Consider the following 22,009-nt stretch of genomic DNA (forward strand, 5'->3'; position numbering starts at 1 on the left):
TATGCTATACTATAAAAGAGAAAAAGATTGAAAAGGGGAGCAGACAGAATGAAATTTACCGTTAATCGTATAGAGTTGCTAAAAAAATTGCGGGATGTACAACTAGCTATTTCTAACAAAACGACAATCCCAATTCTTACGGGATTAAAAATAGAAGCTAAAAATGACGGATTAAAACTTACCGGTAGTAATTCAGATATTTCTATCGAAACTAAATTATTCGTAGAAGATGAGAATGCTCAGCTCGTCATTGAAGAAACAGGCGATATTGTCTTACAGCCTGCCCGTTTTTTTGCCGATATTATTAATCGATTATCTGATGATAGTTTTACCTTTGAAGTAAATACTCAACTACAAGCATCCATTACTTCTGCTAATTCATTTTTTACAATTAATGCATTAGATGCTTCTAGTTATCCTTATCTACCAGAGATTGATACAACGGATTCCTTTACTTTATCCGTCCGTTTATTAAAACGTGTGATTGAGCAAACCGTTATTGCCGTTTCTAAACATGAAAGCCGCCCGATTTTAACCGGAGTTAATTTTTCTATCCATGAAGGAAAACTTAAAGCCGTAGCAACAGATAGTCATCGTTTAAGTCAACGAATTATTCCTGTGAATGTTCCGGAAGATTTAACCTTTCAAATTGTTATTCCTGGAAATAGTTTGTTAGAGCTTTCAAAAATATTGACAGATGATATCGAAGAAGTGAATGTTGCACTAGCTGAAAATCAAATTTTATTCACGACCGAAGATACATATTTCTATTCTCGTTTACTTGAAGGAAAATATCCGCAAACAGATCAGCTAATTCCAGAAGAGTCATCTACACAATTAACCTTAAATGTTCAAACCCTAAAAGGAGCCGTTGGACGTACGTCATTACTTTCTCATGCAGGAAAAAATAATGTCGTTAAATTATCGGTAACGGATGATCATATCCAACTAACCAGTAACTCTCCAGAGGTCGGATTTGTAGAAGAGGATGTTCCTTCCAAATCCATTGCAGGGGATGAAGTAGAAATTTCATTCAATCCAGATTATTTAAGAGATGCTTTAAATACTTTCGAAAGTGGCGAAGTAACCTTAAAATTGATCTCTACTTTACGTCCTTTTGTTATTGTTCCAGCTGAATCTGAGAACAATTATGATTTCGTTCAATTGATTACACCAATCCGAACGTCAGCAGCCGCACGATAAGATAATAGTTATAAAATAAAATAAGATTCTTTTAAGAAAAGTGGTTTTCTCAAAAAACCACTTTTTTTAATTTTTGAGCCATATCTTTTCTAAATGCCTTTTTCGGTAAAAAGGGACAAAAAATCAATAGGAGCGATATTTAGCCTTAAATACGTGACTAAAATTGAATTTTCCCTCTTTTTCAGGTATAATAGATAAACAGAGTAAGCACTGAAGAATAAAGGAGCATTTCAATGGATAGAACATTAATAAAAATTCATGATTCTTATATTACGCTTGGTCAATTTTTAAAGTTGGCTGATATTATATCCAGCGGAGGCATGGCGAAACCATTCTTGCAACAAATGGAAGTATTTGTGAATGACGAGCCAGAAAACCGCAGAGGAAAGAAACTATACAACCAAGATATTATTTCAATCCCAAATATCGGTGAATACCAAATAAAATCATCAAACGAGACCCTTCCATAATGTATTTAGAAGACATTGTCTTACAAAATTTTAGGAATTATGAATCCGCAGAACTATCCTTTTCACCTTCAATTAATGTATTAATTGGAAAAAATGCTCAAGGTAAAACAAATTTAATCGAGAGTATTTATTTTTTAGCAATGTCTCGAAGCCATCGAACCTCTAAAGATCGAGAACTTATTCGGTGGGAGAGTGAGTTTGCTAAAGTTAATGGAAAATTGAAAAAGAAGTCACATTCAGTTCCAATGGAGATTATTTTGTCTAAGCGAGGAAAAATTGCAAAATTGAATCACTTAGAACAAAAGAAGTTGAGTAATTATATTGGACAGCTGAATGTGATTTTATTTGCCCCGGAAGACCTGTCTTTAGTGAAAGGTTCACCATCTATTCGTCGTAAATTTATAGACATGGAATTGGGACAAATGAATAAGATCTATTTATATCATCTTGCCCAATATCAACAAATTTTAAAACAACGTAATCAATTTTTGAAACAAGCAAAACATTCCCCTAAATTTGATCAAATCTATTTAGATGTCTTAACGGAACAACTAGCTGCTGAAGGAGCGGAAGTGTTATTTTACCGCTTTAAGTTTGTGAATCAGCTGAATATATGGGCGCAGCAAGTTCAGATAGATATTTCTAATGGAAAAGAACAACTAGAGATTACCTACAAAACCCTCCCTGATATTACGGATGAATTAAGTATTGAAGAAATTTTTAACCGATTAAAAGAGTTATATAAATCGGCGCAGCAACAAGAAATAGACCAAGGAACAACTACTCTTGGTCCACATCGAGATGACTTAATTTTTTATGTAAATGATAAAAATGTGCAGACATATGGTTCTCAAGGGCAACAGCGAACTACAGCTTTAAGTTTAAAACTAGCAGAAATTGAATTGATGAATGAAATTACTGGAGAGTACCCTATATTATTATTGGATGATGTCTTAAGCGAGCTGGATGATAATCGTCAAACCCACTTATTAAACTCCATTCAAAATAAAGTCCAAACCTTTATCACGACAACAAGTTTAGATGGAGTACAGATGGAGTTATTGAATCACCCACTTATTTTTTATGTAGATGAGGGAACGATAACGGATAAAGAAAACGAAGAAGAAATAAATTCATAGCGAGTTTAAGCGTTTGAAAGATAGGAGAGTAGAAATGGAAGATAAAATGAAACATTTGCCTGATAGTTATGATGCAAGTCAGATTGAAGTACTTGAGGGATTAGAAGCCGTTAGAAAACGTCCTGGAATGTATATCGGTTCAACAGGACTAAATGGTGTTCACCATTTAGTCTGGGAAATTGTTGATAATTCAATTGATGAAGCGATGGCAGGATTTGCTGATGAAATTAATGTAGTCATTGAACCAGATAATCATGTTCGTGTAACAGATAATGGTCGGGGGATTCCAGTCGATCTTCAACACAAGACCGGACGTCCAGCTTCTGAAACTGTTTTTACCGTATTACATGCCGGAGGTAAATTTGGCGGAGGTAGTTATAAAGTTTCAGGAGGCTTGCACGGAGTTGGAGCCGCCGTCGTTAATGCTCTTTCGAGTTTCTTAGAATATAAAATCTATCGTGACGGAAATATTTATTTTCAAAGATTTGAAAAAGGTATTCCGGTTAATGATATGAAAATTATTGGAAAAACAGAGTTAACAGGATCAGAAGTCGTCTTTAAACCGGATGAAGAAATTTTTAAAGAAAGTATTGAATTTAATTTCGACACACTCTCTAATCGTAGTCAAGAACTGGCTTACTTGAATCGAGATTTAGCGATTCATTTAACCGATGCGAGAGAAGAAGAAGCGCATAAAGTAGAGTATCAATACAGTGGTGGAATTAAAAGTTACGTAGAATATTTAAATGAAAATAAAGATGTTTTATATAATGAACCGATTTTTCTATCCGATGAGCAAGATGATATTATTGTTGAAGTCGCTTTACAACATACAACAGGTTATCATTTAAATTTAATGAGTTTTGCGAATAATATTCATACCCATGAAGGGGGAACTCATGAGTCTGGCTTTAAATCCGCTTTAACACGTGTCATTAATGACTACGCGCGTAAAAATGATTATTTAAAAGAAGAGGATGGCAACTTCTTAGGAGAAGATGTTCGTGAAGGATTAGCGGCCATTATAAGTATCAAGCACCCAGATCCTCAGTTTGAAGGACAGACAAAAACTAAACTAGGCAACTCAGAAGTTCGGACGATTGTTGATCGATTATTCTCAGTGAACTTTGAACGCTTTTTAATGGAAAATCCTAAAATTGGAAAACAAATTTTAGATAAAGCAGATCTTGCTTCAAAGGCGAGAGTAGCAGCAAAACGAGCGAGAGAAGTTACACGAAAGAAAAGTGGCTTAGAAATTAGTAATTTACCTGGAAAATTAGCAGATTGTTCGTCTAAAAATCCAGAAATTTCAGAATTATTTATTGTTGAGGGAGATTCTGCAGGCGGTTCAGCAAAGCAGGGACGCTCGCGCTTATTCCAAGCGATTTTGCCGATTCGAGGTAAAATCTTAAACGTTGAAAAAGCTTCAATTGATCGTATTTTAGCGAACGAAGAAATACGAACGCTATTTACGGCCATGGGAACAGGCTTTGGTGAAGAATTTGATATTGAAAAAGCTCGGTACCATAAATTAATTATTATGACGGATGCGGATGTCGACGGTGCTCATATACGAACATTGTTGTTGACGTTATTTTTCCGTTATATGCGTCCAGCGATTGAGGCGGGGTATATTTATGTAGCTCAACCCCCTTTATATCAAGTTCGACAAGGGAAAACATCGGTTTATCTTGATTCAGATGATGAATTGGAAGAGTATTTAAAGACCATTCCAAGTTCACCAAAACCTTCTATTCAACGCTATAAAGGGCTAGGAGAAATGGATGCGGATCAACTTTGGGAAACCACCATGGATCCAGATTCTAGAAGATTAACACGCGTACATGTCGATGATGCAAAAGAATCGGATCGTGTCATGACCATGTTAATGGGAGATAAAGTTCCTCCTCGTCGTAAATTTATTGAAGAAAATGCTCAGTATGTTGAAAATATTGATATTTAGTCATGATTGTAAACAAAGAATGTAATGAAGTGGGAGGAGTTTTAAAAGTTGGCTGATAATAGAAGTGGAATTGAGGAAATACAACTTTCCCAAGAAATGCAAAAATCGTTCCTAGATTATTCAATGAGTGTTATTGTCTCACGGGCGCTTCCTGATGTTCGTGATGGGCTAAAACCTGTACACCGTCGAATTTTACATGGAATGAATGAATTAGGAATTACTCCAGACAAATCATATAAAAAATCAGCGCGTATTGTTGGAGATGTTATGGGGAAATATCACCCACACGGAGATTCAGCGATTTATGATTCAATGGTACGTATGGCTCAAGACTTTAGTTACCGTTATCCGTTAGTCGATGGACACGGTAACTTTGGTTCTGTAGATGGCGATTCAGCAGCAGCAATGCGTTATACGGAAGCTCGAATGAGTAAGATCGCTTTACAGTTGTTACGTGATATTAATAAAAATACCGTTGATTTTCGTGAAAACTACGATGGTAGTGAATCAGAACCTACTGTGTTACCGGCAAAATTTCCGAACCTTCTAGTCAATGGTGCAAGTGGAATTGCAGTAGGAATGGCAACAAATATCCCGACACATAACCTAAGAGAAACTATTGAGGCTTGTCGAGTTATCCTTAGAAACCCAGAAGCAACAACAGCTGAATTGATGGAAGTTTTACCTGGGCCAGATTTTCCAACAGGTGGTATCGTTCTTGGAAAATCAGGTATTCGAAAAGCGTATGATACCGGTCGTGGATCCATTCAAGTTCGTGCTAAAACACGTATAGAAGAAAAGAATGGACGCGAACGTATTATTGTTGATGAAATTCCTTATTTAGTCAATAAAGCAAAACTGGTTGAAAAGATTGCTGAGCTTGCTCGAGATAAACGTATTGAAGGAATTACTGCATTAAACGATGAATCGGATCGAGATGGTATGCGGATTGCCATTGATATACGTAGAGATGCATCAGCAGCTGTTATTTTAAATAATTTATTCAAAATGACCTCACTACAAACCTCGTTTGGTTTTAATATGCTAGCGATCGTAAACGGTGTACCTCGTACATTAAGCCTTAAAGAGATTTTAGTCTATTATTTGGACCATCAACGCGAGGTTATTCGTCGCCGTACACAATTTGATAAAGAAAAAGCTGAAGCACGTGCTCATATTTTAGAAGGATTACGTACAGCTTTAGATCATATTGATGCCATTATTTCAATTATTCGTGGGTCAGAAACAGGAGCTATCGCAAAAGAAGCCCTAATGACTCAATACAAATTAAGTGATCGCCAAGCCCAAGCGATACTAGATATGCGTATGGTCCGTTTAACAGGATTAGAACGTGAAAAAATTGAAGAAGAATATCAAAATCTAAAAGAATTAATTTCTGATTTAAAAGATATTTTAGCGAATCCAGAACGTATCGATTCCATTATCGAAGAAGAAATGATTGAAATTGCGGATAAACATGGAGACGATCGCCGTACGGAATTAATGGTAGGCGAAGCTTTAAGTATTGAAGATGAAGACTTAATTGAAGAAGAAGAAGTGGTCATTACTTTATCTCATAATGGGTATATGAAACGAATGCCTATTACTGATTTTAAAACACAAAATCGTGGGGGACGTGGGGTTAAAGGGATGGGTACCAATGACGATGATTTTGTTGAAACCATTCTCTCCACCTCCACACATGATATGGTTTTATTCTTTACCAATGCAGGGAAAGTCTACAAAGCAAAAGCTTACGAAATCCCAGAATATAGCCGTACTGCAAAAGGAATCCCAGCCTTAAACTTTTTAGGCATTGAAAATGATGAACGAATTCAAGCTGTTGTTAGCTTAAACGAAAAACCAGAAGAAGGGGAACAACTCTTCTTTGCTACTAAACAAGGCACAGTGAAACGAACCGAAGCCATCGAATTCCAAAATATTCGTACAAGTGGCCTAATCGCTATCAATCTTAATGAAGGCGATGAATTAATCTCTGTTCGCTTAACTGATGGGCAACAAAATATTATTATCGGGACAAAAGATGGCTATGCAGCTAGTTTTAGTGAACAAGATGTTCGTTCCATGGGTCGAAACGCGACGGGAGTTCGTGGAATTAACTTGCGTGAAGGCGATTATGTAGTAGGTGTTGGCATTTTAGCCGAGAATAGTTATGTATTAGCTATTTCCGAAAATGGTTATGGTAAGGCAACTGAAGCAGTTCAATATGCGATTCGTAGACGTGGTGGTAAAGGTGTAAAAACCTTTAAAATCACTGAACGGAATGGTTCACTTGTCGGATTATCTACAATTATTGGTGATGAAGATATCTTATTAATCACTAATGAAGGAATTATTATTCGATTTGAAGCAGATAACATTTCTAAAACAGGTCGAGACACGCAAGGTGTTCGACTCATGCGTTTAGATGAAGAACAATTTATCTCCACTTTATGTGTGGTGGATCCAACAGAAACAGACGAAGAGGAAGATGATGAGCAAAAAGATACAACATCATCTGATAAACTTCCAAGTTCTGAAGAATTATCCGAACGTCCGCAAGAGGTGGATGAATTGCTTCAACGTGCTGAAGAAGATCCAGAAGAGGATTTAAACACCCCGGAAGACGAATAAATATAAAATAGAATAACTATGCCATTAATACCTTCTAAGCGAGAGCGTGTAAAATTAGCTCGTTTAGGAGGTGTTTTTTTATTTGTTTTTCCTTAAATAACACATAAGAAAATAAAGCCATAATAAAATGGTATATTCTTTCAGTTCATCCCTTGAAATAATTGAATTTCCTTTGTTTGCTAATGGTTCTATGATACTATTTAATTGATGTAAGCCCTATCATTATCATTTTAAAGGAGGAAGTTAGTTCTATGGCAGATTATATTATGGCGATTGACCAAGGAACAACAAGTACGCGAGCAATTATTTTCGATAAGGAAGGACAGCCCAGGTGGTCCTCTCAAAGGGAAATAGAACAGTATTACCCTAACCCAGGATGGGTGGAACATGATGCGAACGAGATTTGGATTAAAACACTCCAAGTCATTGCAGGTGTTTTAATTGAATCGGGCCTTAATCCGAAAGAAATTGACAGTATTGGAATTACCAATCAGCGTGAAACAACTGTCATTTGGGACAAAGAAACAGGACGACCTATTCATCGAGCGATTGTATGGCAATCTAAGCAAACGTCTGAAATAGCAGATAAACTAATCGAAGAGGGACATACCAAGCTATTTCACGATAAGACAGGATTAGTAATCGATTCTTATTTTTCAGCAACGAAAATTGTGTGGCTTTTAGATAAAGTGGATGGGGCAAGGGAACGAGCAGAAAAAGGCGAATTACTCTTTGGAACGATTGATACATGGTTATTGTGGAAATTGACAGGTGGAGAAGTTCACGCCACTGATTATACAAATGCCAGTCGAACGATGTTGTTTAATATTTATGATTTAGATTGGGATGATGAGATTTTAGAACTCCTCGATATCCCACGGGTAATGCTTCCAGAACCACGCTCTTCTTCTGAAGAATATGGGGTATCCATTCCTGAGCACTTTTATGGGGAAGCTGTGCCGATCGCTGGAATTGCAGGAGATCAGCAAGCCGCTTTAGTGGGGCAAACCGCTTTTGAAAAAGGAATGGTAAAAAACACTTATGGAACAGGTGCCTTCCTAATTATGAATACGGGGAAAGAACCGATTAAATCTGAAAATGGTTTATTAACTTCAATTGCTTATGGTTTAAACGGAGAAGTTACTTATGCATTAGAAGGAAGTATTTTTGTAGCTGGATCTGCGATTCAGTGGTTACGTGATGAGATGCGGATGTTCCGAGAATCTCCAGAATCAGAGAGATATGCAGAAAAAGTAGATTCAACCGATAATGTCTATGTTGTCCCGGCATTTACAGGCTTGGGCGCTCCACACTGGGATCAAGATGCTAGAGGAGCAGTCTTTGGTTTAACTCGTGGAACCTCTAAAGAACAATTTATCCGTGCGACTTTAGAGTCTCTAGCTTATCAATCACGAGATGTATTAGACACTATGGTAAAAGATTCAGGCGTTGAAATCCCAACCATGCGTGTGGATGGAGGAGCTGCAAATAATGATTTCTTAATGCAATTCCAAGCTGATATTTTGGGTACAACAATCGAACGCTCAAAAATCATGGAGACAACCGCATTAGGGGCTGCTTATTTAGCAGGACTCGCTACAGGCTTTTGGAAAGATCTTGATGAAGTGAAAAAATATTGGGAAAAAGATGCCACCTTTGAGCCTGAAATGTCTAAAGAAGAACGCGATGATTTATACGAGGGCTGGGAAGCAGCAGTAGAAGCCACTCGGGTCTTCAAACATAAACCTAGAAGGAAAGATGAATCAAATGAGTAACTATTGATATTCAGCCTCTATCTCACAAGAATTGGTGCGAGGTAGAGACTGAATTAATAAAAGTATTTTTAACTAGAAGGAGGGATGAGCGTATGGAATTTTCCTCAAAAACTAGAACGGAAGTCATTAAAAAATTAGCTTCTGAGCAATTAGATTTATTAATTATTGGTGGAGGAATTACAGGTGCCGGTCTAGCCCTTCAAGCAGGAGCCAAAGAAATGAATGCTGGTTTGATCGAGATGCAAGACTTTGCTGCAGGAACCTCTAGCCGTTCAACAAAATTAGTTCATGGGGGCTTACGTTATCTAAAACAGTTTGAAGTAGAATTGGTTGCTGAAATTGTGAAAGAACGAAAAGTGATCAGTAATAATGCTCCTCATATTGTTCAACCAGAAAAAATGTTATTACCCGTCTACGAAGAAGAAGGTGCCTCTTTTACAGCTTTTTCTGCAGACATTGCTTTAGATTTATATGATCGTTTAGCTGAAGTAGAGGATAATTGGTCGTATCATTTTATTTCAAGAGACGAAGTGTTAAAAGAAGCGCCAGGAATTAAGGAAGAAGGATTAATCAACGGAGGACTATATTTAGATTATATTAATGATGATGCACGTTTAACCATAGAAACCATTAAAAAAGCGCATGAATTAGGGGTTTTACTGGCTAATTATGTAAAAGCCATTGACTTTATTTATGATCAAAATGACCATATTATAGGAGTATTAGCTGAAGACATTTTAACCCAAGAAACATTTAATGTTTATGCAAAAGTAGTGGTGAATGCTACAGGTCCTTGGTCAGATAAGCTTCGTAATCTGCAAAATATTTTAGAAGACGAACGGATGTACCCAACAAAAGGGGTTCATCTAGTGGTCGCTGAAGAAAAATTACCTGTCAAGCGAACGATTTATACGGATACAGGATTAGCGGATGAGCGGATGATTTTTATTATACCTAGAGGAAACAAAACATATTTTGGAACAACAGATACACCATATGAAGGAGAGCTTTTAGATCCTCCTATTACACAAGAAGATATGGCTTATTTGCTTGAAGCTGTAAACCATCGTTTTCCAAAAGCCCATTTGACAATCGAAGATATTGAAACTGGTTGGTCTGGCTTACGCCCTCTTATTTTAGAAGAAGGGGCAACCGACTCTTCCAGTATCTCAAGAAAACATGATGTTTTTGTCTCAGAAACAGGATTAGTTACGATAGCTGGAGGAAAACTTACTGATTATCGGTTAATGGCAGAAGATACATTTATGACGATTGAAGATGAGTTAAAAATGAAAACAGGAAAGTCTTATCCAGAGGGGAAAACAGAAAATATCTCCTTATCTGGTGGAAATCTGCCTCAGAATACGACGTTGAAAGAATATATTCAAAAAAATATCCCTAAAGGAACTGAAATTGGCCTTACAGAAACAGAATCTAAGTATTTAATTCATTGGTATGGGACAAATACAGAAATTGTATTCTCTCTAATAGATGAATTGGAAAGAAAAGATTTACCTTTGAGTTTAGAATTAACTTTACGCTACGCCTTAGAATATGAAAGTGTATTATCTCCTGTAGATTTCTTTTTAAGACGTACAGATCTTTTATTATTTTCATCCGAAACGGTCAATCAATGGAAAGACGTTGTTATTGATTATATGGCTCGTTATTTAAAATGGTCAGATCGAGAAAAAGAGAACTATCTAAAACAGTTGGAAGAAGAAATCTCACATATACAACTAAAACATTTAAGAGAATAAAAGAATATAAGGGGTTGTTATTTATGGATACGACAATGGCTCAACAGATACTTGGAGAATTTATTGGAACGCTTGTATTGATTTTATTAGGTGACGGTGTAGTTGCGGCAGATGTATTGAAGAAGACAAAGTCAGAAAACTCAGGTTGGGTACTTATTACTTTTGGTTGGGGGCTTGCCGTAACGATTGGTGTTTTTGTATCTGGTTATCTTTCTCCAGCACACCTTAATCCGGCAGTAACCTTAGGAATGGCAATGGCTGGCGACCTTCCATGGGGAAGTGTTTTACCTTATTTCCTTGCTCAAATGGCAGGAGCAATCGTAGGAGCTACTTTAGTATGGATTCATTACAAACCCCATTTTGATGAGACAGAAGATCAAATGACAAAATTAGCCGTATTTTCTACAGCCCCAGCAATTCGTGATACGATGTCGAATTTAATTGGAGAAATTATAGGAACATTTGTTCTTGTCTTTGGTATTTTAGCTTTTGGACGTAGTTCCTTTACAGATGGTTTAAATCCTATTGTAGTAGGGTTACTAATTGTTTCAATCGGGATGTCTCTTGGAGGAACAACAGGATATGCGATTAACCCTGCACGAGACCTTGGTCCACGTATTGCTCACCAAATATTACCTATATCAGGTAAAGGGGATTCAGATTGGGGCTATGCTTGGATTCCTGTTGTTGGCCCGTTGCTTGGTGGAGCAATCGCTGCTTTATTATTTGGACTCATTCCTTAAAAAAAACAGAAAGTAAAAAAAGAACCTCGATCGAGGTTCTTTTTCATTTATAAGAGTTATTTTACTTATTCTTTTACAATGAGTGGCTTTAATTGTTCTTCAATAACCTCTATGTCTACATCGGCTTGTAATAAAGATGCAGCTACATATGAACCTTCAATAAAAGCAGTTTCATATAAAGTGATTTCTTTATCACTATATTCCATAGCCATCTCTAGATTCATTTTTGCGCTCCCTAAATCATAGAAAGCAAGAATTTTTTCTTCTTCAAAAGCATTAAGAACCTGATTTATTTTCTCAAAGTTCGTTCCTATTTCTCCATTTTCTGTTCCGCCTGCCGTTTTTATAGAAACATCTCCCGCTACCTGGTCTAATAATTTTAATAAACCATCCGTGATTTCTTCGACATGAGAGACTAATAAAATACCATATTTATTCGTCATCTAATACCCCCGAATCTAGTAAAGCTTCAAAGAAATAAGCACTAGACTGCGCACCAGGGTCTATATGCCCAATGGAACGATCTCCTAAGTAAGAAGCTCTACCTTTTGTTGCTTTCATTTCTTTTGTGTTCTGTAAGCTTTCTTGAATAATTTCATCCGTAAAAGAACCAGACTTAATATGATCGATGACTGGTGCCCATTCATCAACCATTGTTTTTTCTCCTACCTCTGCTTTTCCTCTTTTTTGAATGCCATTTAAACCAGCTTCTAATATTTCGCCGATATCTTCCGTTTCTTTTGCTTTTTTAGCCATTTCAATAAAAGCCGATCCATATAAAGGGCCAGAAGCTCCACCTACTTTACTGACTAAAGTCATTCCCACATCTTGAAATAATTTAGAAAGATTATCATAGGTTGTTTCTTCTGCTTTTTCTCGAATAGCTGCTGCGCCCCGCGTTAAGTTGCTACCATGATCGCCATCACCAATGGCTGTATCTAGTTTATTGAGTGTTTCTTTATTTTGAGTAACTTTTTCTCCAAATAATTCAATCCATTTGCTTACTTTTTCAATCATAGACATCCCACTCTCTAAAATTTGAGTTACATAAGATCAATATTTACCAAGAAATTGTGTCAACCGGCATATTTAGATAATCTAGCCATTTTTCATCTTCTAATCGAACAAGTGTAAGCGAAAGACCTTCCATATCGATTGAAGTCATATAATCACCAATTTTTCTAAAAGATAAATTTAATCCTTCTTGATCGACTAATAATTTTTTCACGTCGTTCATGAAAATAAATTGCTCCATTAATGGTGTAGCGCCCATCCCATTAACTAAAACAGCATATTCATCTCCTTTATTCCAATTAAAAGCCTTTTTCAATTGTTCAATAAGTTCAGTGGCTAACTCTTTGGAAGGTTTCAATTTTTCTCTACGGTATCCTGGCTCCCCATGGATTCCCACACCATATTCAATTTCATCATCCTCAATCTCAAAACCAGGACTTCCAACCTCAGGATTGGTCGCCGGATTTAATGCGACACCAATTGTTTTAATATTTGGAATTAAACGATCAGCTAATGCTTTAATCTCCTCTAAAGATTTTCCTTCTTCAGCAGCAGCCCCTAATATTTTATGCACAAGAACTGTACCGGCAACGCCTCGTTTTCCAGCGGTATAAGTACTATCTTCAACGGCAATATCATCGTCGACAACAACCGTTTCTACTTTAATATCTTCTAGATCAGCTAAATCTTGAGCCATCTCAAAATTCATTACATCACCAGTATAATTTTTAATTATTAAAAATACACCTTCTCCTTCATCGCTGGCCTTAATTCCTTCAAAGACTTGGTCAGGCGTAGGAGAAGTAAAGACTTGACCAGCGACTGCTGCCGATAACATTCCTTTTCCAACAAAACCCGCATGAGAAGGTTCATGTCCACTTCCACCGCCACTAACTAAACCTACTTTGCCATCTTTTTCTACTTTCCTATGGACAACTATCGTTCCAGGAATACGTTCTACTAATGAGTCATAAGCAAATACTAAACCATCTAACATTTCATCTACGACTTGATCGGGATTATTGATAATCTTTTTCATTGCCATGTCACAATCCTTCCGTATTTTTATTGAGGTTGATACACCTTGATTGTAACCGTTATCTAAAAATAAAACAAACAAATACAATATTTTTCGTTTAGAAGTTCCCTCGCTAACTTAATAAAAAAGTTAAGTATTTTTGTTTTTCACATGTAAAATGGATTATAAAAATATTATTGTAAATTTCTTCTTAAAACCCCTTAAACAATTGCTTTCTCATAAGGTTTGTGGTAATATTTTTCGAGTGAGTAATAATTTAATTAATTACTCCCCTTGCTCTTTTTTATAAAAATAAAAAGAGCCGAAAAGACCACAAGGAGGTGCACAACGATGAGTAAAACAACTAAACATGAAATTTTGTATATTGTTCGTCCTGACTTAGGTGATGATCAGAAAAAAGAATTAGTAGAACGTTTTGATACTGTTCTTACTGATAACGGAGCAGAAATTACAAAATCAGAATACTGGGATACAAATCGTAAATTTGCATATGAAATTGAAGGATATACAGAAGGCGACTACTACGTAGTTAACCTTGATTCAACTTCAACAGATGCAATTAATGAATTTGATCGTTTAGCAAGAATTAACGATAATATTCTACGTCATATGATCGTTCGTTTAGACCATTTAGAAGACTAATAAGCTAAAAATGTTTCACGTGGAACATTTATGAGAGGAGCTTTAGATTGATTAACAACACTACTTTAGTAGGAAGACTTACAAGAGACCCTGAATTGCGTTATACAGGCAGTGGGATAGCTGTTGTATCTTTTAATTTGGCAGTTGAGAGAAACTATACAAATGCCCAAGGAGAAAGAGAAACAGACTTCATTAACTGTGTTGCATGGAGAGGACTTGCTGAAACTCTAGCAAATTTTTCTGTGAAAGGTTCTTTAATTGGTATTACAGGATCTATTCAAACAAGAAACTATCAAAACAATGAAGGTCGTACAATTTATATAACTGAAGTTGTTGCGGATAATTTCCAAATGCTTGAACCGAAATCTGTTACTGATAACAGACGTAATCAAACAGGTGGTGGCCAACAAGCGGGTAATAGTAACTATGGGAATAATTCGAATAGTTCTAATAATAATTACTCAAACAATAATCAATCGCAACAGTCTAATAATAATGCATCGAATAGTAATGCATCAAATAAAAATGCGTCAAATGATAATCCATTTGCAAATATCGACTTCGGGAACAACGAAGATCCATTTGAATCAAATGAAGACGTAACAGATATCTCAGATGATGATTTACCGTTTTGATTCACACTTATAAAAGGAGGAAATGAATATGGCTGGACGTCGCGGAGGAAGAAAAAGACGTAAAGTAGATTTTTTAGCAGCAAATCACATTGAATATGTGGACTACAAAGATGTTGATTTATTAAGCCGTTTCGTATCTGACAGAGGTAGAATTTTACCACGTCGAGTTACCGGAACATACGCTAAAAACCAACGAAAAGTCTCTGCTGCAATTAAACGTGCTCGAATTATGGGCTTGTTACCATTTGTAACAGAAGAATAAAATAACTTTAAATATAATATCCAAAGAGACTAGAACCTTTTTCTAGTCTCTTTTAATTTTATGAGAATAAAATGTTAATGATTAATTATGGTTTTAATAATAATTATTTATTTTTATAGAGTTTCATAAGGTGCCTTTCATGAACAAACTTTATTTTTACTATAAATTAATTTTTATTTTTCTTTAGTAAGAAAAGTTATGATTTAATCTTTATATAGGCAATTAATGGTAGAGCACTATTATAATTTTTGAATTTTAATTTTTTGAACATAACTAAAATATTACATGAATTTTTTTAAAGAATGCTAAAATAACAAAAATGTTCCACGTGGAACATTTTTTGTCTGTGGAATAAACAAATAAAATGTAAATCTATAATATCGAGCGAAATGTGGAAATGTGATGGTAAAAGTGCTAAGATAAGTAAAGAAAATTCAAAAAAGGAGTTCTTATGAAACCGTTAAATGATAAGCGATTAGCTTCTTTTTTTAAAATAGATTCATTAAATAAAGTAGTCTCACTAGTAATCGCTATACAAATTTTTATAGTTTTTATTTCAGTGGTTTTAAAGCTATGGCTGGGTTTACTTGTATTATTATTATTTATAATAATGGATGTCGTTTTGTGGCGACTATCGGAACGTGCGAGTGAAGACCTGAATTCATATATATCGAATTTAAGTTATCGTATTAAACGCGGGGAACATGAAGCCATTATTAAACTTCCTATTGGAATTATTATTTATAATGAGGATTTAGAAATCGAATGGTTAAGTCCTTATTTACAAACTGGTTCAAAAGATGCAGAACCAATTATTGGTAGAAAGATACAAGATGTTTTTGATGGCATTTTAGAAGCTATGGAAGAAGACGATCCCGAAAATAAAATAATAAATTGGCGGGATAATTATTATCGTATAAGAGTTGAGAAAGATATCCACGTTATTTACTTGGAAAATGTTTCATATTATATTCATATCCGAGAAGAACTTGAAAGAAATAGATCTGTAATTGGATGGCTTTTTTTAGATAACTATGATGAATTAATTAAGGGACTAGATGATCGAGCAATCTCTAACTTTAATAGTTTATTAACGACTTATTTATCTAATTGGGCAAGACAGCATAATATTTATTACAAGCGTATAGAAAACGATAAATATTTATTGCTATTGCGACATGATGAGCTTGCGCGACTTGAAGATGAAGATTTTAATATTGTAAATAATATTAGAGACTATACATCAAAAAGAAATTTACCGTTAACCGTAAGTATTGGTGTTTCTTATGGTGAAGCTTCTTTTATCGAATTAGCTGAATTATCTCAAAAAGATTTAGATTTAGCTTTAGGTCGAGGAGGAGATCAGGCAATCGTAAGAGAAGTGGGTCAAGAACCTCGATACTATGGTGGAAATACGAACCCAATGGAAAAGAGAACACGTGTTCGCTCTAGAATGATTAGTGAAGCTCTTCAAGAACAAATAAAACAAGCGCCGACTACTTATGTAATGGGACATGCGTTTCCAGATATGGATGCTATTGGATCTGCGTTAGGAATAGCAAGAATTGCTATGATGCTTGGAAAAGAAGCAAAAGTGATTGTTGATCAAGAAAAAGTAGGAAATGATATTAGTAATTTACTGGATGAGATTAGTAAATATCACGAAACAGCAAAAAATATCATTTCACCTGAGGAAGCTTTTGAAAAAATTACTTCAGAAGATTTAGTTGTAATGGTGGATCATCACAAACCCTCGATGTCCATAGCTCCTCATTTAAATGAAAAAACGAATAAAGTAGTGATTATCGATCATCATCGACGAGGAGATGAGTTCCCGGATAAACCTACTCTTGTCTATATTGAGCCATATGCGTCGTCCGCTTCAGAATTAATTACCGAGTTATTTGAATATGTTTCTTCTGATAGTAACTCCATTAATCGTATTGAAGCAACAACAATGCTAGGTGGTATAATAGTCGATACAAACAACTTCAGTTTAAGAACGGGCTCTAGAACATTTGATGCAGCAAGTTACTTACAATCCGTTGGAGCAAATACAACGACTATTCAACGCATGTTGAAGGAATCTCCAGAAAATTATTTAACAAGAATGGAGATTGTAAAAAATATGGAATTCGTTATAGATGGAATGGCAGTTGCTCATGGAGAAGAAAACGAATACCATCGCCAAGTTGTAGCTGCACAAACAGCTGATACCATTCTTTCTATGACAGATGTAGAAGCTTCATTTGTTATTGTACGTTTAGATGAAGAAACAGTTGGAATAAGTGCTAGAAGCTTAGGCAAAGTAAATGTACAAAGAGTTATGGAGAAAATGGGTGGAGGCGGTCATTTAACAAATGCTGCTACACAAATTAAAGATTTAACTATAACAGAAGTTAAAGAGCAGTTAAAACAAGCGATTAAAGAAATAAATACTTAATTAAACATTGGAGGAATAGCAATGGAAGTTATTTTGTTGAAAGATGTAAAAGGAACTGGGAAAAAAGGAGAAATCCATGAAGTAGCAAATGGGTATGCTCAAAACTATTTAATCAAGAATGGACTAGCTAAAGAGGCAACAGCAAGTGCTAAAAGTAAATTAAATGCCCAAGTTAAAGCTAAAAAACGTGATGAAGCTGAAATGCTAGAAGAAGCAAAAGAACAAAAAGAAACTTTAGAAAATAATCCGGTAGAAATTTATGAAAAAGCCTCAGAAGATGGCCGATTATTCGGATCAATTACCACTAAAAAAATTGCAGATGCAATAAAAGAACAGTTAGATATTAGTGTGGATAAAAGAAAAATTACACAAAAGATTCCGATGCGCTCTCTTGGGACGCAAAATGTTGAAGTGAAACTGCATAATAAAGTGACAGCAAGTCTAACCGTACGGGCTCTATCGATAGAGGAAAAATAAATCATATAAGCTCTTGTTCTTAAAGAAAACAGGGACAAGAGCTATTTTTTTCAATTATGCAAGAGTTTTATTAATTAGGAGAGGATGATATATTTGGCAATGGAGATGATGGGAGAACGTATGCCCCCTCAAAATAACGAGGCGGAGCAATCTGTACTAGGTTCTATATTATTACAGCCATCGGCGCTGATTTCAGCAATGGAATTCATTCAAGCAAATGACTTTTATCGTCGATCTCACCAACTCATTTTTCAAGTAATGATTGATCTCAATGAGAAAAATGAAGAAATTGATGTTATTACAGTGGCAAATTTGTTAGAAACGAGCGGGCAGCTAGAAGATGTAGGAGGAACTCCTTATTTAGCAGAATTATCAAATGTGGTACCTACCGCTGCGAACATTGAATACTATGCAAAAATTGTTGAAGAACGTTCGTTACTACGTCGACTTATTCAAGCTTCTACAGATATTATTTCAGATACTTATGAAGAATCTGAAGAAGTCTCTAATCTTTTAGACAATGCAGAACAAAAGATTTTAGAAGTTTCTGAACGTAAGAATAGAAGTGGTTTTGTAAAAATTAGTGATGTTCTTCGAGATAGTATGGAAGAAATTGACCAATTATACAAAAATGATGAAGAAATTACAGGAATTTCTTCAGGTTACCGAGCCTTAGATTTAATGACGGCTGGTTTGCATGAAGATGAATTGATTATTCTCGCGGCTCGTCCCGGAGTAGGGAAAACTGCTTTTGCTTTAAATATTGCACAGAATATTGGAACTGCAACAGATGAAAATGTGGCTATTTTCAGTTTAGAGATGGGTGCAACTCAGCTAGTTAATCGAATGCTTTGTGCTGAAGGAACGATAAACGCTAACCATTTACGTACAGGGAAATTAACTGAAGAAGAGTTTGAAAAATTATTTGTGGCGATGGGAAGTCTATCTAAAGCTAATATTTTTATTGATGATACCCCAGGTATACGTGTTTCTGAAATACGAGCAAAATCTCGACGACTTATGCAAGAACGTGGAGGAATTGGCTTAATTATTATTGATTATTTACAATTAATTGAAGGAACAGGACGTGAATCTAGACAGCAAGAGGTTTCTGAAATTTCGCGACAACTAAAAAAATTAGCAATGGAACTAAATGTTCCAGTTATTGCTATTTCACAGCTATCGCGTAGTGTGGAACAAAGACAAGATAAACGTCCTATTTTGAGTGATTTACGTGAATCTGGCTCATTAGAACAGGATGCAGATATTGTAGCTTTCTTATATAGAGAAGATTACTATCGAGCAGAAGAAGGCGAAGAAGAAGTAGAAGAAGATAATGTCGTTGAAGTACTCGTTGAAAAGAACCGTTCTGGAGCACGAGGAACGGTAAAATTATTATTTATTAAAGAATATAATAAGTTCTCCTCTTTAACGTATTATCCAGAAGATGAAATAGCCGGCATTTAAACAAAAAAGCTGCCATTCGTGTTTAAATAGAAACACAGGCAGCTTTTAAAATATCTAAAAGATTAGTGATTGAGTTCTTCTTCAATAGAAGAAATCGTTTGACGAAGTTCACGCTGACGTTCATCTAGGTGAGCTAATTCATTTTCAACTTCTTGTTCAGCTTCAAAATAGGCATCTTTAAAATCTTCTTTAAGATTATTTGTACTTGTCTTTACAGAGTCTTTTGTTTCATTTGCTTTATTTTGTAAGTCTTTACGTAATTCTTTCCCAGATTTAGGAGCAAATAATAAAGCAAATCCAGCAGAAAATAGACTAACTAAAATAATAAGTGGCCAGTTATTTTTTTTCATTTGTTCACACAACTTTCTAAGTTATTTTTGATGACGTATTTTTTGTTTTTGTGCAGTTTTTTTGAACGCACGTTTAAATGTTTCTATTATTTGAGGTCCGTCTTCTTTTACTTCATCCATGATATTACTAGAAATTCCTTTGGTATATTCACCAGCATGTGATTGTAAATAGCGAAGGGATGATTGAAACTCTCCTTTTTCATCCGTAAAATCCTCAAAGTCAACCATTTTAACTTCCACTTCGCTTTGAATTCCGTCAACACGTTGTGTTAGTAAAGTGATTCTTTCATTTAAATGTTGACTTTCTCGTGTATAATACTTTGTTTTTTGGTTAATGACTTCTTTTAAATGATCTACATTTTTAAGTGTAGGTTTAATCTTTTTATAAGTCATAATCCCAACAATAATTAGAGCAAGGATAGAAATAACCACAATAGAAATAGCAATAATAGTTCCAGTACTCATTAAAGTCCCTCTTTTCTATAACTTTTTAGATATTTTCATTAAATAATTGTTATTTTGCTTGAATTGAATTATCTTTAGTATAACAATACCAAAAAAAGTACTATTCTAAAAATGAAATGTCGCACGCAAAAAAATAAAATAAGGAGCTAATGAATTTGACAAAAGAAAATAATAAGCAACAGCATTCTAAAAAACAAGAAGCAGATCAAGATAATGATATGGTTTTAGAATTACCAAGTGTTGTTGATGGCGAAATTATTCCAATTGAAGAAATTGAGGATCCTATTTTTGCAGATAAAATTATTGGAGAAGGATTTGGTGTTCGCCCAACAGGAAAAACGATTTATTCTCCAGTAGATGGCAAAGTAGAGCAAATTGCTTCTACTAAACATGCTATCTATCTTTCTACTTCTAATAATATAAAACTATTAATTCATATTGGCTTAGATACCATTGAATTAAAAGGAAAAGGATTTACTAGTAATATAAAAAAAGATATGATTATTCATCGAGGAGATAAACTGGTAGAAATTGAACCAAAATATATTATAGATGAAGGATATAATCCTGTTGTAGCCGTGGTTCTTTTGAATCGTTTAAATAATACCGAGGTTTCTGTTTATCCAACAAAAGAAGCTATAGGAAATGAGACAATCGCTTTTAAGATAGAAATGAAATAAAAGGTTTGAAAATACTATGAAAACGCTTAATTGCAATAGACTACTCGCTATGTTATAATTTACAGATGAATAAATAGCATTCTCGAATTTAGTATACGAAATATTTAAGACTTAAAAATGAGGAGAATCTGAATGAAAAAGATATTAGTCGTTGATGATGAAAAGCCAATTTCTGATATTATTAAGTTTAATTTAGAAAAAGAAGGATATGAAGTTGTTACAGCTTTTGATGGCGAAGAAGCACTTGAAAAGGTATCAGAAGAAGAACCGGCTTTAATTGTTTTAGATATTATGTTGCCAAAAATTGATGGATTAGAAGTCGTACGAGAAGTTCGTAAGAATCATAATATGCCTATTATTATGGTAACTGCTAAAGAAACAGAAATAGATAAAGTTCTTGGATTGGAATTAGGGGCCGATGATTATGTGACTAAGCCTTTTTCTAATCGAGAGCTTGTTGCACGTGTAAAAGCCAATCTACGTAGACAAAGTACTGTACAATCTACTGAATCTGAAGATAAAGAAACGAATGATATAGAGATTGGTGATATTACTATCCATCCAGATGCTTATTATGTATCAAAATTAGGAGAAACGATTGAATTAACTCATCGAGAATTTGAATTATTGTATTATTTGGCTCGACATGTTAGTCAAGTGATGACGCGAGAGCATTTACTTGAAGAAGTTTGGGATTTTGATTATTTAGGAGATGTTCGTACTGTAGATGTTACTATTCGTCGTCTTCGTGAAAAAATAGAGGATAGCCCAAGTCATCCAAATTATATTATTACACGTCGAGGAGTAGGCTATTATTTAAGGAACCCTGAAAAAATGGAGCTCTAGAT

General features: G+C 35.0%; 21 protein-coding genes. 16 read left to right on the plus strand and 5 right to left on the minus strand.

From position 1 onward, the window contains the following. Positions 1-48 precede the first annotated feature (48 nt). The 8 genes from dnaN (at position 49) to BUB96_RS06770 (ending at position 11,687) form a co-directional block, all read left to right on the plus strand. Positions 49-1,203 (plus strand): DNA polymerase III subunit beta, encoded by a 1,155-nt coding sequence (gene dnaN / locus BUB96_RS06735; RefSeq protein ID WP_073298109.1) that lies wholly within the window; start codon positions 49-51, stop codon positions 1,201-1,203. A 233-nt stretch (positions 1,204-1,436) separates the two neighbouring features. Continuing rightward, positions 1,437-1,673 carry a S4 domain-containing protein YaaA gene (yaaA, locus tag BUB96_RS06740; protein ID WP_073298111.1) on the plus strand — a complete coding sequence of 79 codons (237 nt, stop codon included), beginning with the start codon at positions 1,437-1,439 and terminating at the stop codon, positions 1,671-1,673. Then, the gene (gene recF, locus BUB96_RS06745; protein ID WP_073298113.1) at positions 1,673-2,812 is read left to right on the plus strand and encodes a DNA replication/repair protein RecF; all 1,140 of its coding nucleotides are present in this window, start codon (positions 1,673-1,675) and stop codon (positions 2,810-2,812) included. The genes yaaA and recF overlap by 1 nt, the downstream gene beginning before the upstream one ends. Positions 2,813-2,846: 34 nt before the next feature. Next, the gene (gyrB, locus tag BUB96_RS06750; RefSeq protein WP_073298115.1) at positions 2,847-4,775 is read left to right on the plus strand and encodes a DNA topoisomerase (ATP-hydrolyzing) subunit B; all 1,929 of its coding nucleotides are present in this window, start codon (positions 2,847-2,849) and stop codon (positions 4,773-4,775) included. 48 nt (positions 4,776-4,823) lie between these two features. Next, positions 4,824-7,409: a DNA gyrase subunit A gene (gene gyrA / locus BUB96_RS06755; protein ID WP_073298116.1), complete on the plus strand. Its 2,586-nt coding sequence runs from the start codon at positions 4,824-4,826 to the stop codon at positions 7,407-7,409. Positions 7,410-7,660: 251 nt separating this feature from the next. Then, the gene (gene glpK, locus BUB96_RS06760) at positions 7,661-9,184 is read left to right on the plus strand and encodes a glycerol kinase GlpK (protein ID WP_073298117.1); all 1,524 of its coding nucleotides are present in this window, start codon (positions 7,661-7,663) and stop codon (positions 9,182-9,184) included. Positions 9,185-9,276: 92 nt separating this feature from the next. Further along, positions 9,277-10,944 (plus strand): FAD-dependent oxidoreductase, encoded by a 1,668-nt coding sequence (locus BUB96_RS06765; RefSeq protein WP_073298118.1) that lies wholly within the window; start codon positions 9,277-9,279, stop codon positions 10,942-10,944. 23 nt (positions 10,945-10,967) lie between these two features. Continuing rightward, the gene (locus tag BUB96_RS06770) at positions 10,968-11,687 is read left to right on the plus strand and encodes an MIP/aquaporin family protein (protein ID WP_073298119.1); all 720 of its coding nucleotides are present in this window, start codon (positions 10,968-10,970) and stop codon (positions 11,685-11,687) included. A 65-nt stretch (positions 11,688-11,752) separates the two neighbouring features. Here BUB96_RS06770 and dhaM read toward each other — a convergent pair whose 3' ends face one another. Genes dhaM through dhaK form a run of 3 tightly spaced genes read right to left on the minus strand, consistent with a single transcriptional unit; the run spans position 11,753 to position 13,740 of the window. Further along, on the minus strand, positions 11,753-12,130 hold the full coding sequence (dhaM, locus tag BUB96_RS06775; protein ID WP_073298120.1) for a dihydroxyacetone kinase phosphoryl donor subunit DhaM: 378 nt from the start codon (positions 12,128-12,130) through the stop codon (positions 11,753-11,755). After that, positions 12,120-12,710 carry a dihydroxyacetone kinase subunit DhaL gene (gene dhaL / locus BUB96_RS06780; RefSeq protein ID WP_073298121.1) on the minus strand — a complete coding sequence of 197 codons (591 nt, stop codon included), beginning with the start codon at positions 12,708-12,710 and terminating at the stop codon, positions 12,120-12,122. Before dhaL ends, dhaM begins: the two co-directional genes overlap by 11 nt. A 37-nt stretch (positions 12,711-12,747) precedes the next feature. Beyond that, the gene (gene dhaK, locus BUB96_RS06785) at positions 12,748-13,740 is read right to left on the minus strand and encodes a dihydroxyacetone kinase subunit DhaK (RefSeq protein WP_073298139.1); all 993 of its coding nucleotides are present in this window, start codon (positions 13,738-13,740) and stop codon (positions 12,748-12,750) included. Between the two features lie 330 nt (positions 13,741-14,070). On the opposite strand from dhaK, the gene rpsF reads away from it, so the two are divergent. From rpsF to dnaB, 6 genes are all read left to right on the plus strand, one after another. Continuing rightward, a complete protein-coding gene (gene rpsF / locus BUB96_RS06790) occupies positions 14,071-14,382 on the plus strand; it encodes a 30S ribosomal protein S6 (protein WP_073298122.1) in 312 nt (103 codons plus the stop codon). Between the two features lie 47 nt (positions 14,383-14,429). After that, positions 14,430-15,017 (plus strand): single-stranded DNA-binding protein, encoded by a 588-nt coding sequence (gene ssb, locus BUB96_RS06795; protein ID WP_073298123.1) that lies wholly within the window; start codon positions 14,430-14,432, stop codon positions 15,015-15,017. Between the two features lie 28 nt (positions 15,018-15,045). Continuing rightward, positions 15,046-15,279, plus strand: coding sequence for a 30S ribosomal protein S18 (gene rpsR / locus BUB96_RS06800; RefSeq protein ID WP_073298124.1), 234 nt, complete (start codon positions 15,046-15,048; stop codon positions 15,277-15,279). A 451-nt stretch (positions 15,280-15,730) separates the two neighbouring features. Continuing rightward, the gene (locus BUB96_RS06805) at positions 15,731-17,722 is read left to right on the plus strand and encodes a DHH family phosphoesterase (protein ID WP_073298125.1); all 1,992 of its coding nucleotides are present in this window, start codon (positions 15,731-15,733) and stop codon (positions 17,720-17,722) included. A gap of 21 nt (positions 17,723-17,743) precedes the next feature. Next, positions 17,744-18,199 (plus strand): 50S ribosomal protein L9, encoded by a 456-nt coding sequence (rplI, locus tag BUB96_RS06810; protein ID WP_073298126.1) that lies wholly within the window; start codon positions 17,744-17,746, stop codon positions 18,197-18,199. Between the two features lie 99 nt (positions 18,200-18,298). Then, positions 18,299-19,666, plus strand: coding sequence for a replicative DNA helicase (dnaB, locus tag BUB96_RS06815; protein ID WP_143274296.1), 1,368 nt, complete (start codon positions 18,299-18,301; stop codon positions 19,664-19,666). 62 nt (positions 19,667-19,728) lie between these two features. Here dnaB and BUB96_RS06820 read toward each other — a convergent pair whose 3' ends face one another. Together BUB96_RS06820 and BUB96_RS06825 are read right to left on the minus strand one after the other, a co-directional pair. After that, positions 19,729-20,016, minus strand: a complete 288-nt coding sequence (locus tag BUB96_RS06820; RefSeq protein ID WP_073298128.1) for a YtxH domain-containing protein — start codon at positions 20,014-20,016, stop codon at positions 19,729-19,731. Positions 20,017-20,037: 21 nt separating this feature from the next. Then, positions 20,038-20,481, minus strand: a complete 444-nt coding sequence (locus BUB96_RS06825) for a hypothetical protein (protein ID WP_073298129.1) — start codon at positions 20,479-20,481, stop codon at positions 20,038-20,040. A 155-nt stretch (positions 20,482-20,636) separates the two neighbouring features. Here BUB96_RS06825 and BUB96_RS06830 point away from each other — a divergent pair, with 155 nt between their 5' ends. Together BUB96_RS06830 and yycF are read left to right on the plus strand one after the other, a co-directional pair. Then, positions 20,637-21,161, plus strand: a complete 525-nt coding sequence (locus BUB96_RS06830; RefSeq protein ID WP_073298130.1) for a PTS sugar transporter subunit IIA — start codon at positions 20,637-20,639, stop codon at positions 21,159-21,161. Positions 21,162-21,293: 132 nt separating this feature from the next. Then, positions 21,294-22,007, plus strand: coding sequence for a response regulator YycF (yycF, locus tag BUB96_RS06835; protein ID WP_073298131.1), 714 nt, complete (start codon positions 21,294-21,296; stop codon positions 22,005-22,007). The last annotated feature ends 2 nt before the right edge of the window (positions 22,008-22,009 follow it).

Origin of the sequence: Atopostipes suicloacalis DSM 15692, assembly GCF_900129085.1 — a bacterium.
Lineage (GTDB): Bacteria > Bacillota > Bacilli > Lactobacillales > Carnobacteriaceae_A > Atopostipes > Atopostipes suicloacalis.